General features: G+C 59.4%; 12 protein-coding genes. 7 read left to right on the top strand and 5 right to left on the bottom strand.

The window, feature by feature from the left end:
• The first annotated feature begins 160 nt into the window (after nt 1–160).
• Nucleotides 161–1,060: a LysR family transcriptional regulator gene (locus tag ASD46_RS24615; protein ID WP_013636764.1), complete on the top strand. Its 900-nt coding sequence runs from the start codon at nt 161–163 to the stop codon at nt 1,058–1,060.
• A gap of 9 nt (nt 1,061–1,069) precedes the next feature.
• Here ASD46_RS24615 and ASD46_RS24610 read toward each other — a convergent pair whose 3' ends face one another.
• On the bottom strand, nt 1,070–1,969 hold the full coding sequence (locus ASD46_RS24610) for a LysR family transcriptional regulator (RefSeq protein WP_003514057.1): 900 nt from the start codon (nt 1,967–1,969) through the stop codon (nt 1,070–1,072).
• A 133-nt stretch (nt 1,970–2,102) separates the two neighbouring features.
• Here ASD46_RS24610 and ASD46_RS24605 point away from each other — a divergent pair, with 133 nt between their 5' ends.
• The 4 genes from ASD46_RS24605 (at nt 2,103) to ASD46_RS24590 (ending at nt 8,008) form a co-directional block, all read left to right on the top strand.
• Nucleotides 2,103–2,900, top strand: a complete 798-nt coding sequence (locus tag ASD46_RS24605) for an alpha/beta hydrolase fold domain-containing protein (protein ID WP_013636765.1) — start codon at nt 2,103–2,105, stop codon at nt 2,898–2,900.
• A gap of 116 nt (nt 2,901–3,016) precedes the next feature.
• Nucleotides 3,017–4,207, top strand: coding sequence for an efflux RND transporter periplasmic adaptor subunit (locus ASD46_RS24600; protein WP_013636766.1), 1,191 nt, complete (start codon nt 3,017–3,019; stop codon nt 4,205–4,207).
• A 114-nt stretch (nt 4,208–4,321) separates the two neighbouring features.
• On the top strand, nt 4,322–7,516 hold the full coding sequence (locus ASD46_RS24595) for an efflux RND transporter permease subunit (protein WP_019565072.1): 3,195 nt from the start codon (nt 4,322–4,324) through the stop codon (nt 7,514–7,516).
• A 288-nt stretch (nt 7,517–7,804) separates the two neighbouring features.
• A complete protein-coding gene (locus tag ASD46_RS24590) occupies nt 7,805–8,008 on the top strand; it encodes a hypothetical protein (RefSeq protein ID WP_019565071.1) in 204 nt (67 codons plus the stop codon).
• 32 nt (nt 8,009–8,040) lie between these two features.
• Here the strand turns inward: ASD46_RS24590 and ASD46_RS24585 are convergent, their stop codons facing one another.
• Nucleotides 8,041–8,886 carry an endonuclease/exonuclease/phosphatase family protein gene (locus ASD46_RS24585; RefSeq protein ID WP_013636769.1) on the bottom strand — a complete coding sequence of 282 codons (846 nt, stop codon included), beginning with the start codon at nt 8,884–8,886 and terminating at the stop codon, nt 8,041–8,043.
• Nucleotides 8,887–8,945: 59 nt separating this feature from the next.
• Entirely contained in the window at nt 8,946–10,406 is a 1,461-nt protein-coding gene (locus ASD46_RS24580) for a phospholipase D-like domain-containing protein (protein ID WP_060642912.1), read from the bottom strand.
• Between the two features lie 270 nt (nt 10,407–10,676).
• Between ASD46_RS24580 and pdxY the strand changes: the two genes are divergently transcribed.
• Both pdxY and ASD46_RS24570 read left to right on the top strand, forming a co-directional pair.
• A complete protein-coding gene (gene pdxY, locus ASD46_RS24575; protein ID WP_025594390.1) occupies nt 10,677–11,552 on the top strand; it encodes a pyridoxal kinase PdxY in 876 nt (291 codons plus the stop codon).
• Between the two features lie 74 nt (nt 11,553–11,626).
• A complete protein-coding gene (locus tag ASD46_RS24570) occupies nt 11,627–12,268 on the top strand; it encodes a carbonic anhydrase (protein ID WP_003514071.1) in 642 nt (213 codons plus the stop codon).
• Nucleotides 12,269–12,436: 168 nt separating this feature from the next.
• Here the strand turns inward: ASD46_RS24570 and ASD46_RS24565 are convergent, their stop codons facing one another.
• Both ASD46_RS24565 and ASD46_RS24560 read right to left on the bottom strand, forming a co-directional pair.
• Nucleotides 12,437–13,252 carry a lytic transglycosylase domain-containing protein gene (locus ASD46_RS24565; RefSeq protein WP_003514072.1) on the bottom strand — a complete coding sequence of 272 codons (816 nt, stop codon included), beginning with the start codon at nt 13,250–13,252 and terminating at the stop codon, nt 12,437–12,439.
• Nucleotides 13,253–13,467: 215 nt separating this feature from the next.
• The gene (locus ASD46_RS24560) at nt 13,468–14,502 is read right to left on the bottom strand and encodes an aspartate-semialdehyde dehydrogenase (protein ID WP_003514078.1); all 1,035 of its coding nucleotides are present in this window, start codon (nt 14,500–14,502) and stop codon (nt 13,468–13,470) included.
• Between the last annotated feature and the right edge of the window lie 5 nt (nt 14,503–14,507).

Raw genomic sequence — 14,507 nt, 5'->3', positions numbered from 1 at the left:
CGAGTACCTCTTCGCCCGGAGCGGGATCGCGGGCGTTATGGACAGCGGGTACTGTCCGGTTGGATCAACTGTGTGATTGCAATATGGGCGAAGTGGACTTGCATGATAATCAGCAAGATTGGATAAAAGCCTTTGAATTAATTTCACAAGTGGTGCAGCGATGGACAACAGGGCCGGAGAAATGGAAGTCTTCGTGGCGGCAGCCGAGCTGGGGAGTTTTTCCGCAGCCGGGCGCAGGCTCAAGCTTTCACCCTCGGCGGTGAGCAAACTTGTCACCCGCATTGAAGACCGCCTCGGCACCCGCCTTCTCGCTCGCTCCACCCGCGTGGTGACGCTGACGCCGGAGGGGGAAATCTATCTTTCCCGGGCAAGGCGCATTCTGGCCGACATCGCCGATACGGAGCAGATCGTAGCAGGCGGCGGCAAGGTGGTGCCGCGGGGGCTACTGCGTGTCAACGCCACGCTGGGCTTCGGCGAAAGGTATCTTCTGCCGCTCGCACCGGAGTTTTTATCTCTTTATCCGGAAATCGAACTGGATATCTCGCTGACCGACGGCGTCATCAGCCTGATCGAGGAGCGCACCGATATTGCGATACGATCCGGCGGGATGGCGGATTCGTCCCTCAAGGCAAGAAAGCTGAAAGAGGTCCGCCGGATCATCGTCGCCTCCCCTGCGTATATCGAAAAACATGGCATGCCGGAAAAGCCGCAGGATCTGGCCCAACACAATTGCATCAGCTTCAATTTCAGTCGCAGCCTCAACGAATGGCCTTTTCGTGATCCCGGCACGACGGAAGTCTACCGCCTTCCCGTGACCGGCAATGCCTCGGTCAACAGCGGCATGGCAATGCGTCGGCTGTGCCTGACGGGCCTTGGGCTGGGAAGGGTCGGAGAGTTTCATGTCGAGCCGGATATCGAGGCCGGTCTGCTCGTGCCGGTGCTGGAGGATTACAATCCGGGCGACATGGAGGTGATCCACGCCGTTTATGCCGGACATGATCACCTGGCCGCCCGCGTACGCGCCTTTATCGATTTTGTCGCGGCAAAGGTCGGGCGGTGACTAGCCGCCTCAGACCAGGCTGTGAACCATCTTCGCCAGCCAGTCCACGAAAACACGGACCTTGTTGGTGACGTGCCTCGTCTGTGGGTAGACCACATAGATCGGCATCGGTTCGCGCCGCCATTCCGGCAGAACCGGCACAAGCTCGCCACGCGCAAGCGCATCCTTGACCATGAAAACGGGCAGCTGCACCATGCCCATGCCCGCCAGCGCGGCGTTGAGATAGGTGCGGCTGTCATTCACCGACACGACATAGTTGGGCGTAATCTCGACGCTGCGAAGCCCGTTGTCGAATGAGATCGGCATGATCTGGCCCGTGGTGGCATTGAAATATCCCACGGAATGATGTCCGTTTTCGAGATCTTCCGGCTGTTGCGGCATGCCGAAACTCTCGATGTACAGGGGAGAGGCGAAGGTTTCGAATTTCAGCTCGCCGACCTTGCGCGCTATAAGGGATTGATCCCGCAACGTGCCGACCCGCAGCGCGCAATCGACATTCTCCGCGATATAATCGACCAGACGGTCGCCGACGCCGAGATCGAGCCGGATTTGCGGATAGCGCTGGTAAAATTCGCAAAGATGTGGAATAACCACGAGGTCCGCGAAGACACCGGCCATTTCCACCCGCAACCGGCCAGATGGCTGCACCTGCGCGCTGGACATGCTGCCATCAAGCTCTTCGATTTCCGACAGAATCTGCGAGGCCCGCTCATAATAGAGAGCGCCGTCCGTCGTCAGCATCACCCGCCGCGTTGTGCGGTTGAGAAGCGTGGTATGTAAATGCGCCTCCAGCGCCTGGACCATGTTGGTGACGGTGGTTTTGGGCATGTTCAGCGCGGTCGCGGCGCGGCTGAAATTGCCGGTTTCGACGACGCGAGTGAATACCCGCATGGCGGAAAGCTGATCCATGTCGCTATTATCCGTTTTTTTGGAATAGTGTTTTCATTTTGACGTACTTGATCGTTTTCTCCCGAACAATAATATGAATTTCAGATTTTGCAAATATGTGAGCTGCTGATGGCGGCGCACGGGACCGGATCAGATGAAAGCGCACTGGGAAAATATCGAAGGCTGTGGGGGCTCGGCGTCCCAGCTTTCCGTGCGCCGATATGAAAGTGCCGGCCTGTGCACCAACCCGCCGGTGGTCCTTTATTTGCGCGGCGGCTCGTTTCTTGAAAAGGGCGGCAATTGCCCGGAGCTTCCGGTGGCACGCGCGCTCGCTGAAAGCGGCGCGATCGTCGTCGAGGCCGACTATAGCAAGTCGTCCGGCAACGAGTTTCCGATGGTGATCGATTGTGCCTTCGAAGCGCTGGATCATCTGAGCCGGGACCGCAAGCATTATGGCGGCGCAAAATCGCTGCTGTTTGTGGCCGGCGAAGAGGCTGGTGGCAATGTGGCGGCTGGGCTTGCGCTGAAGGCGCGGGACCGCATGCCGGGCAAGCTTGCCGGTCAAATACTTCTGTCGCCCATGATCGACCCGATGATGACGACGGAATCCTTCCGCGATGCGGACAGGATCGGCATGCGCCAGCGCTGGGCGGATGGCTGGAGCCATTACCTTGCCAAGGCCTGTGGGTTTTTTCACCCCTATGCCGCGCCCTGCCAGTGTACGCGGCTGAACCGGGTGGCGCCAGCGCTGATCTTTACCGCCGAGGACGACCCTCTGCGCGACGAAACGGTCGGTTATGCCGACAGGCTCATCGCCTCCGGTGTCAGCGTCCGGCAGCATGTTTTCCCCGCCGGTATTGGCTGGACGGGGCTTTATCAAGGAAAGGGCGGCGGATGGGTCCCATCCGTCTGTTCGGAGTTCAAGACCTTCGTTGACCAGATAAAACACTGAAATCGCATTTTGAGCATGTCCAGTAAAAGTGCGTAGCGGTTTTACGCCCGGACCATGCGACAAAACACACAGATAGAGAAACTGACCGGCTCCTGATCCGAGCCAAGGAGAGACCCATGACGCTGACCACAAAGCGCCGGGCCCTGACGGGCGCCGGTATCGGGCTTGCTATGTCCGTTGCAGCCGCAGCACTCATTTTCGACCTGCCCACCAGCCGTGATGCGACGGCAGCTTCTACCCCGGCTGAAACGCCGGCTATCCCAGTCACCGTCGCCAAGGTGGAAAGCCGCGATGTGATGCGCTGGGAAGAATTTTCCGGCCGTCTCGAAGCCGTCGACCGCGTGCAGATCCGCTCCCGCGTCGCTGGCCAGATCAAGGCCGTGCATTTCCGCGAAGGCGCGCTGGTGAAGGAAGGCGACCCCCTCTTCACCATCGATCCGGCCCCCTATCAGGCAGCCGTTGCAGGTGCTGAAGCCCAGGTCGCCTCCGCCGAAGCCAAGGTCAGCCTTGCCAAGACGGAACTCGACCGTGGCCGCAGGCTTTCCGACAATCGCACGATCTCCCAGAGCGATCTCGACCAGCGGCAAAGCTCGTTTGCGGATGCCGAAGCCCAGCTTCGCGCCGCCCGCTCGACGCTGACGACGGCTCAGCTCGATCTTGGTTACACCGAAATCGTTGCACCGGTTTCCGGCAGGGTCGGCCGCATCGAAATCACCGCCGGCAACCTCGTTGCCGCCGGCTCGACATCGCCTGCCCTGACGACGCTGGTTTCGGTCAACCCGATCTATGCCAGCTTCAACGCCAGCGAAGGAACGGTAGCGAAAGCGCTGTCCGAGCTGCCGAAGACAACCGACGCCCTGCCCGCGCTCGAACAGATCCCGGTAGAAATCGGCACGCTTTCGGATGAAGGCACGCCGATCAAGGGCACCCTGCACCTCATCGACAACCAGGTCGATTCCGCCAGCGGCACCATTGGTGTGCGTGCGGTCTTCGAAAATCCTGATGGCAGGCTCATTCCCGGCCAGTTCGTGCGGGTGCGCATGGGTGAACCGAAGCCGGAAAACCGTATAGTCATCAGCGACCGCGCCATCGGCACGGATCAGGACAAGCGGTTCGTCTTTGTCGTCGATGCCGAAAACAAGGTGAGCTACCGCCAGATCAAGCCCGGCGCACCGGCTGACGGCCAGCGCATCATCGACAGCGGCCTTGCCGCCGGCGATACGATCGTCGTCAACGGCCTGCAGCGCATTCGCCCCGGTGCAACCATCGCACCGCAGGCGGAAGACAAGGTCGCCGCCTCGCAATAACGCCGTCCCGCCTCCGGCGAGACGCATTTCACAAAGAACCGGCCCTCACCGGCGGCCATGATGCCGCCGGAACGGTCCTTGCATTTCCAAATCTACCCGGAGAGGGGACTGGATATGAATATTTCCAGATTTTTTGTCGACAGGCCGGTCTTCGCCGGCGTGCTGTCGATCCTGATCGTGGTCGCAGGCCTTCTCGGCATGCGCGCCCTGCCGATTTCCGAATATCCGGAAGTCGTTCCGCCATCCGTCGTCGTCCGCGCCACCTATCCCGGTGCGAACCCGGCCGTTATCGCCGAAACCGTCGCCACGCCGCTTGAAGAACAGATCAACGGCGTCGAGGACATGCTCTATATGGGCAGCCAGGCGACATCGGACGGCGTGCTGACGCTGACCGTCACGTTCAAGCTGGGCACCGACCCGGACAAGGCGCAACAGCTGGTGCAGAACCGCGTGTCGCAGGCCGAACCGCGCCTGCCCGCGGAAGTGCGCGCACTCGGCATCACCACCGTCAAAAGCTCGCCCGACTTCATCATGGTCGTCAATCTCGTGTCGAAGACCGATGCCTATGACATCACCTATCTGCGCAACTATGCGACGCTGAACGTCAAGGATCGCCTCGCCCGTATCGAAGGCGTGGGGCAGGTGCAGGTCTTCGGCGCGGGTGACTATTCCATGCGCGTCTGGCTGGATCCGCAAAAGGTGGCCGAACACGATCTCGCCGCCAGCGACGTATCCGACGCCATCCGTCAGCAGAACGTCCAGGCCGCAGCCGGCGTTATCGGCGCATCGCCAAGCCCCAACGGCGTCGACCTGCAGCTCAACGTCAATGCCCAGGGCCGTCTGACGACTCCGGAGGAATTCGGCAACATCATCGTCAAGAGCGGCGCGAACGGCCAGATCACCCGTCTTCGCGACGTCGCCCGCATCGAACTCGGCGCTGCCGACTATACGCTGCGCTCGCTGCTCGACGGCGAACCCGCCGTGGCGATTGCCGTATTGCAGGCTCCCGGCTCCAACTCCATCGAAATCGCCGACAATGTCCGCGCGACAATGGACAATCTGCAACTGGCGATGCCTGATGGCGTGAAATATGAAATCGTCTACGACACGACGAAGTTCGTTCGCTCGTCCATCGAAAAGGTCGTTGATACGCTCCTCGAGGCCGTTGGCCTCGTGGTACTGGTGGTCATCCTGTTCCTCCAGACCTGGCGCGCCTCGATCATTCCGCTGATCGCCGTTCCGGTGTCGATCATCGGCACCTTCGCCGTCATGTATGCCTTCGGCTTCTCCATTAACGCGTTGACCCTGTTCGGCCTCGTGCTGGCCATCGGCATCGTGGTGGATGACGCCATTGTGGTGGTGGAAAACGTCGAGCGAAACATCGAAAACGGGCTTTCTCCGCGTGATGCCACCTACAAGGCGATGCGCGAAGTCTCCGGGCCGATCATAGCAATCGCGCTTGTGCTGGTCGCCGTCTTCGTCCCGCTAGCCTTTATCTCCGGCCTTTCCGGCCAGTTCTACCGGCAGTTCGCGCTGACGATCGCGATTTCCACCGTCATTTCGGCGATCAATTCTCTGACGCTGTCACCCGCTCTTGCAGCCCTGCTGCTGAAAGAGCACGACGCACCGAAAGACTGGCTGACCCGCTTCATGGACCGGATTTTCGGCTGGTTCTTCCGTGGCTTCAACCGCGCCTTCGGGGCCGCCTCCAACGGGTACGGCAAAACCGTAGGCGGTCTGGTAACGCGCAAAAGCCTCGTCATGATCGTCTATATGGCGCTGGTGGCTGCCACCTACGGCATGTTCAGCGCGGTCCCAAGCGGGTTCGTACCGGCGCAGGACAAGCAATATCTCATCGGCTTCGCCCAGCTTCCGGACGGCGCAACGCTTGACCGCACGGAAAGTGTCATCAAGCGGATGAGCGATATCGCCATGCAACAGCCGGGCGTCAGCCACGCCATCGCTTTCCCCGGCCTGTCGATCAACGGCTTCACCATCGGCTCCAATTCCGGCATCGTCTTTGCAGTTCTCGACGACTTCGAAAACCGCAAGACGCCGGAACTGTCAGGCGGCGCCATCGCAATGCAGCTGAACCAGAAGTTTGCCGGCATTCAGGATGCCTTCATCGCTATGTTCCCGCCGCCGCCGGTTAACGGTCTCGGCCAGACGGGCGGCTTCAAGCTGCAGATCGAGGACCGTGCCGGTTACGGCTACCAGACGCTTGACGAAGCGGCCAAGGCGGTCATCGCCAAGGCATACCAGACACCGGAACTGGCAGGCATCTTCTCCAGCTTCCAGATCAACGTGCCGCAGCTCTTCGCCGATCTCGACCGCGCCAAGGCCGAGCAGCTGGGTGTTTCGGTCAGCGACGTCTTCCAGACGCTGCAGATCTATCTGGGTTCGCTTTATGTCAACGACTTCAACGCCTTCGGGCGGACATACAGCGTGCGTGTGCAGGCAGATGCGCAATTCCGCGCCCATGCCGAAGATATCGGCCGCCTGAAGGTCCGCTCGTCCACCGGTCAGATGATCCCGCTTTCCACGCTGTTGAAGGTAGATGCAACCACAGGACCGGAGCGCACAAACCGTTATAACGGCTTCCTTGCAGCCGATATCAACGGCGGTCCGGCACCGGGCTTCTCCTCTGGACAGGCGCAGGCAGCGATCGAGAAAATCCTTGCCGAAAACCTGCCGGCCGGGATCGAATACGAATGGACGGACCTGACTTACCAGCAGATCCTTGCCGGTAATTCCAGCCTCGTGGTCTTCCCGCTGGCGCTGCTGCTCGTCTATCTCGTATTGGCTGCGCAATATGAAAGCCTGACCCTGCCGATCGCGATCATTCTGATCGTTCCGCTCGGCGTTCTCGCCGCATTGACAGGCGTCTGGCTGACGGGAGGGGACAACAACATCTTTACGCAGATCGGCCTTGTCGTCCTTGTCGGACTATCGGCGAAGAACGCGATCCTGATCGTGGAATTCGCCCGCGAGCTGGAATTCGAAGGACGAACGCCGCTTCAGGCCGCAGTCGAGGCAAGTCGCCTGCGCCTCCGCCCAATCCTGATGACCTCACTCGCCTTCATCATGGGCGTGGTGCCTCTGGTCATCTCCACCGGTGCGGGTGCGGAAATGCGCGCGGCCATGGGTGTCGCAGTGTTCTCCGGCATGATCGGGGTGACGTTCTTCGGCATCTTCATGACACCGGTATTCTACGTGCTGGTGCGCAAGCTGTCGGGTAACCGTCCTCTCATCCAGCACAAACAGGAAGAACCTGCCAATTCGGACTACAAGCTCGAAAAGGCCGGCTGAGACCTGATCCAATCCACCGCAAACTTCGACGAAAGCCCGCCGCGCATCTAACGATGCGCGGCGTTTTTGTTGGTGGGAACGTCCATGTGCATCGCCTGAAACAGAATCTGTTTCAATGACTTAAGCAGCAAGCACATACATGTTGCGCCGCAATAAAGAAATAACGAATACACTATATCCGCATAAGGCAGCAGATACGTAAAGGAACAATGCTATTTTATGCTTTCCATTTTGTGGTAATTTCAAGAACAGGGTGATTCGGGCTAAATGATTTAGTTCAGGGGTGACATGATGGAGCAGGAATACGAGAACTGGGCGACAACCATTGCCTATTCGATAGTAATGCATGAAGGTCTCGATCTGGCGCTTGCCGCGCAGAATCTGGACAGAGGCAAGACCAGAAACAACCGTGAACGGCTGATGGAAGCCATCCGCAAATCTCTGCTGGAGGCCCGTTCGCGCAGCCATCTGACGGTAGCGCAGCGGCTCTGAAGTCTGTCGCCGTATCCGATGCTGCCACAGGATCAGGTTGGAAGCAGATCGGTCCTTATCGCGGCTTTCAGCGGCAGGTGGTCCGAGGCAATGCGCGCCAGCGCACTGTCATGCGCTTCCACCTGCTCGATCAGCCCTTCGCGGTTGGCGATGATCCTGTCGAGCGCAAGCACCGGCAGGTTGGATGGAAAACTGGGCACTGCGGGCGGCAGGGCGCCGAATGCATCTCTCAGAGTATTGAGCGACGAGCCATTGCCGAGACGCCATTCGTTCAGGTCTCCCATGAGGATGGTCGCGCATTCGTTTCGCGCTTCCAGAAGACCGATAAGCGCCTTTGCCTGCTGGGCACGGGAATGCCTCAAAAGACCGAAATGCGCGGCGATTATTCGCAGTGCGCCACCGCTTTTCAAATCCAGTTCCACCACCAGCGCGCCGCGCGGCTCCAGCCCCGGCAATTTCAGCGTATGAACATCCCGCACCGCACCTTCCTTGAACAACAGGACATTACCGTGCCATCCATGCGCCTTCACACCCGCCAGAACAGGCACGGGGACAAGCCCGCTTTCCCGCTCCAGCCGGGCAAGATCGAGCAGGCCCGTGCGCTCGCCGAAACGGCTGTCCGCCTCCTGTAGCGCGATGATATCCGCGCCGATTTCCTGAATAACGCGGCTGGTGCGATCAGGATCGAACCTGCGGTCGCGGCCGACGCATTTATGGACGTTGTAGGACGCGATGACCGGAAAGGAGTGATCTCTCTCCACCTGCCCGGCATTCTTCCGTTGGTGGCGGTCGCGCAGCGACTGCATGACGAAGGCGGGCAGGCTGCTGTTTTTCGCCAGTGCCGTTTTTCCACGCTCCAGCAAACTGTTTTTCTTCACGCTGCGACGCCTCCGATGCGCAAATTAAAAGTTCTAGAGCGTTTCCGACGTATGGCGCTCTAAAGATACGGCGAAGCGAGCCACAGGACGCGCTCCACAAAACGGACAACGAATGACCGCGCATTCAGTTCGCTCAGTCGCACGGGTAAAGCGGTTGCCCGTGCTTCCCGGATGCGGTTTCCGATGGTCGCGGCGAATTCCTCATCCATAACTTCCAGATCAACTTCGAAGTTCAGCCGCAATGAACGAGGGTCCAGGTTGGAAGAACCGATGTAGCTCCAGCGCTCGTCGATCACCAGAAGCTTGGAATGATTGAAGGGCCCTGTCGCCCGCCAGATGCGGCAGTAATTCTTCAACATCTGGTCGAATTGCGCCGTCATCGCCCTGTCCACAAGCACCAGATTGTTGCTTTGCGGCACGATGATATCCACCACGACTCCCCGCCTCGCTGCGGTAATGAGCGCTGAAATAAGCTCCCGATCGGGGAGAAAATAGGGCGACATGACGAGAATGGAGGAGCGGGCGACGGAAAACGCCCCCATCAGCATCTTGTGATTGGTCTCTATGCTCTTATCCGGCCCCGAGGAGGAAACGCGGGCGACGATCTGTGAACCCGGCACACCATCGGGAATGGCGATATCCCAGACCGGCGTGTGCAGAAGCTCCCCCGTCGTGAACCTCCAGTCCTCCGCCGCAATGGAGAAAAAATCAGAGACTACCGGTCCGCTGATCTTGAAATGTGTGTCGTGCGCCTGTTTTTCGCCGCCGAATTCAAGGGTGAAGCCCTCGCGGATATTCATGCCGCCGCTAAAGGCGAGGCGCCCGTCCACCACGAGGATCTTGCGGTGGGTGCGCAAATTCGCATAGGGCAGCCGCAGCCCCATGATGACATTGCCGTTGAATACATCGGCAACGATGCCTTTTTCCCGGAGCGTCGGCAGGATGCTCGGCACGGAATAGCGCGCGCCCACGGCATCCACCAGCACCCGCACCTCCACGCCCCGGAACTTCGCCCTTTCCAGCGCGGCGACAAAACGGGCGCCGATCCTGTCATTGTCGAAAATATATGTTTCGAGGATGATCGACCGCTTCGCCTCGCCTATCGCCTCCAGCATGGCGGCATAGGCTGCGTCGCCGGTGACAAGCGGCTCGATGCGGTTACCGGTCGTCAGTGCGTGGCGCGTAACCCGATCGCCGAGCGTCTTCATCGCCTCGAAACGGCGTCCGAACCGCGCGGCAATCACCTCGCCGCTCGCATCCAGGCGCGCCACGCGATCCATGATCTCGTCCTGCATGAAAGACCGCTGCTGCCTGATGCTGGACCGGCGAATCCGGTTGATGCCGGCAATCGCATAAATGACTGCACCGACGATCGGCGACAGAACGATGACGCCCACCCAGCCAAGCGCGGAGCGGACCTCTTCCTTCGTCATCGTGGCATGTACGGCCGCCACGGTTCCCATCAAAATGGAAAGAGCGGCAAGGATATGAGGCCAATAGGCGATGACGAGATCGAGCATGATGCAACTATAGGGCATCGTGCCGAAAAGTGTACCGCGGTTTTGGGAAAACCCGATGCGTAAACAAAAAGGTAGGGCAGTTCGCCGATACCGCAATACCGGACCGGCACCGGAAAGGCCAAGAAGACCGGACGCCCATCGTTTTACGGGATAGACCCTTGCGGGATTAACGGTGGAAAGTGACGATGCGATATGTCATGAGAGCGCATCTTGATCTGTGAGCAGGGGCACTTGCGGGCTTCTGTGGCGTTTGAAAGCAAGAAGGCCGTGATGCAGGAAAATACCCAGGGCGCCGTCATCGTCATTTCCAGCCACGTCATGCGTGGATCGGTCGGCAACCGTGCCGCAGTCTTCGCGCTGGAGACCCTTGGCTATCCGGTATGGGCGGTGCCCACAATCGTTTTGCCCTGGCACCCCGGCCATGGCCCGTCCACCCGGATGCGCTTTCAGGACGACGACTTCGACAAGGCCATGACCGACCTCGAAAACGCCAAATGGATCGGCGAGGTCAAAGCCGTACTGACCGGTTATTTCGGCGGCGCGGCGCAGGTGCGCTCCGTCGCAAGGCTGATCCGCAATCTCAAGGAAAAGAACCCGTCGCTGATTTATGCCTGTGACCCGGTCATGGGCGATCTGGGCGGACTATACATTCCCCTTGAGACTGCCGAAGCCATCCGCGATCACCTCATTCCGCTTGCCACCGTCGCCACGCCAAACCGTTATGAACTGGCCTGGATGAGCGGTGCCGAGCTTGAGACCAACAATGCCATCATGGATGCCGCGCTCGCACTCGGCCCGCCGAAAATGCTGGTCACCTCAGCCGTGTCGATGATGGCGGGCGGCACGGGAAATCTCTATTTGAGCGGCCGGCACGCGCTGATGGCGGAACACCGCGCCATAGAAGACGCACCGAACGGTCTCGGAGACCTGATGGCGGCACTGTTCCTTGCCCGGCTGCTGGAAGGCATGGACGACGAGAAGGCGCTGCAACTGGCCACCGCCAGCGTGTTCGAAATTCTGGCGCGAACCAAAAAACGCGACATGAACGAATTGACGCTGGAGACGGATTCTTCAAGTCTCTCCACACCCATGGCGATGGTGCAGATGCGCCATCTCTTGCATCCTTCGCGCAGCAAGCGCAAATAGCGGCTAAAGGATTGGTCTTCAACGCACCGAGTTCTTCTCTTGATCTTGGTCCAAGCACAACGGTACTGCGATAGATGAAAGATTTTCCGGAAAACCTTCTCAACGGCTACAAGAACTTCATGAGCGGCCGCTATGCCGACGAGCGCGAAAGATACCGCGTTCTGGCTGATACCGGACAGAAACCGCAGACCCTGTTCATTGCCTGTTGTGACTCCCGTTCGGCGCCGGAAACGATTTTCGACTGCGGACCGGGAGAACTTTTCGTCGTGCGGAACGTCGCCAACATGGTGCCGCCCTTTGAGCCTGACGGTCAGTACCACGCCACATCAGCCGCCATCGAATATGCCGTGCAGGTTCTGAAGGTGAAGGACATCGTCGTCATGGGCCATGGCCGCTGCGGCGGCATTCAGGCCGCACTCGACCCCAATCTTGAACCTCTGTCACCCGGCGACTTCATCGGCAAGTGGATGAACATGGTGAAATCCGCCGCCGAGCAGATCCAGAGCAACGACGTCATGACCGCCTCCGAGCGCCAGACGGCGCTGGAGCGCGTTTCCATTCGCAACTCCATCGCCAACCTGCGCGGCTTCCCCTTCGTCAAGGCGCAGGAAACCGCCGGCAAGGTGAAGCTGCATGGCGCCTGGTTCGATATCTCGACCGGCGAATTGTGGGTGATGGACGGCAAAACGGGCGACTTTCGCCGCCCGGACCTGTGATTGTCGAAACCTTCTCAAAGCTTCGTCACCCCGGACGTGATCCGGGGCCAAGTGCGATCAAGTCTTTGATTGCTTAGGATTGTTTTCACGGCGTAGACGCGCCGTGACTGGATGCCGGAACTAGTCCGGCATCACGGAAGTGGACGTTCCAATTGGGAGAAAGCGGCCTTATTGGCCGTCAATCGCCTTGCCGATAAACGCAATCGCCTGCTGATAAACGCTTGCAGCGTTCCAGCCCTGAATGGCCGCGTAATTCGTCTGCCCCTGCTGATAACCCGCACCGCGCTGCCAGCCGTGGCCGACAAGGAAGTTGGCGGTGGAGGCCAGCGCATCGGCGCGCGAACCGACGAGATCGATGCGTCCGTCGCGGTCGAAATCCACGCCGTAGCGCACAACGTTCAACGGCAGGAACTGCGTCTGGCCGATTTCGCCATGGGCAGCACCCTTGGCGTTAACGTTCAGCGATCCGCTGCCGACGAGCTTCAGGGCCGCATAAAGCTGCTCGGTAAAATAATCCGAACGGCGGCAGTCGAAAGAAAGCGTCGCCACGGCGGACAGCGTGTGCTGGTTGCCCATGAAGCCGCCAAATCCGGTTTCCATGCCCCAGATGGCGAGCAGCGGGCCGGCCGGCACACCATAGGCCTTTTCAATCGAGGCGAAGAGAGCCGCATTGTTCTTCTTCATGGTCTTGCCGCGCGAGATGATCGTCTGGCCGCCACGCTTCTGCATGAACTGGTCGAAGGACAGCTTGAAGCTGTGCTGGCCGCGATCGGCGCGGATGGTCGGCTGATTGTAGGAGACGCCGGAGAAGGCACGATCAAGCACCGAGGCGCTGACACCGCGGCTCGCCGCTTCCTGCTTGAAGGCACCGACCCAGGCGTCGAACCCTGCCGAAGTGTTGCCGCATTGCGCAGCCACAACCGGCGTCGCCGCCAAAACCGAGACCATGGCCACACCAGCCAGAATTGCCTTCATTGCCCGCATCAAAATCTGCCTTCGATATCCTTTGGGGAATTTATCCCGAGAACCAAAACGTCGCTGCTGTATGGGCTCGGGTGCCAAATTGCTTTTTGGCCGCCTAAATTGCCTTTTGGCAGCAAGGCCTGCAAATAAACTGGCCGTGATGATAGCCAATTGGAAAACCCGCCTGCCCCACACAGAACAGACGGGTTATACTTAACGAACCTTAAAAAATCGTATCAAGCCGCCGCCTTGCGGGGCTTGATGAGACCACGATTGACCAGGAGTTCGGCGATCTGGATGGCATTGAGGGCAGCGCCCTTGCGCAGATTGTCCGAAACAACCCAGATGTTGAGGCCGTTTTCAACCGTCGCATCCTCACGGATACGCGAAATATAGGTCGCATCCTCGCCGGCGGATTCAACCGGGGTGATGTAGCCGCCATCTTCATGCTTGTCGATCACGAGGCAACCCGGCGCTTCGCGCAGGATATCACGCGCCTGATCGGCGGTGATCTCGTTTTCGAACTCGATGTTGACCGATTCCGAATGACCGATGAAAACAGGAACGCGCACGGCCGTGCAGGTTACCTTGATCTTCGGATCGAGCATCTTCTTGGTTTCGGCCAGAACCTTCCATTCTTCCTTGGTATAGCCGTCTTCCATGAAGACGTCGATATGCGGGATGACGTTGAAGGCGATGCGCTTGGTGAACTTCTTCGTTTCGACCGGATCGGCCACGAAGACGGCGCGTGTCTGCTGGAACAGCTCGTCCATGCCTTCCTTGCCAGCGCCGGAAACGGACTGGTAGGTGGAGACAACGACGCGCTTGATCTTGGCAAAGTCATGCAGCGGCTTCAGCGCGACAACGAGCTGGGCCGTGGAGCAATTCGGATTGGCGATGATGTTCTTGCGGGTGAAGCCCGAGATCGCGTCGGCATTGACTTCCGGAACGATCAGCGGAACGTCCTGGTCGTAGCGCCATGCAGACGAGTTATCGATGACGACGCAACCCTGCTGGCCGATCTTCGGCGACCACTTCTTGGAAATCTCGCCGCCGGCCGACATCAGGCAAATATCCGTGTCGGAAAAATCGTAGTTTTCGAGGTTGGAAACCTTCAGCGTGCGGTCGCCATAGGAGACTTCCGTGCCCTGCGAGCGGGAGGAAGCGAGCGGCACGACTTCATCTGCCGGAAAACCACGTTCGGCCAGGATGTTGAGCATTTCGCGACCGACATTGCCGGTGGCGCCTACAATTGCAACTTTGAAACCCATGATCA

The sequence above is a fragment of the Rhizobium sp. Root491 genome, from assembly GCF_001427205.1.
In the GTDB taxonomy this organism is placed as follows: Bacteria; Pseudomonadota; Alphaproteobacteria; order Rhizobiales; family Rhizobiaceae; genus Agrobacterium; species Agrobacterium tumefaciens.
Note: the sequence above shows the minus strand (reverse complement) of the source record. Positions and strands in the feature narration are given on the sequence as shown.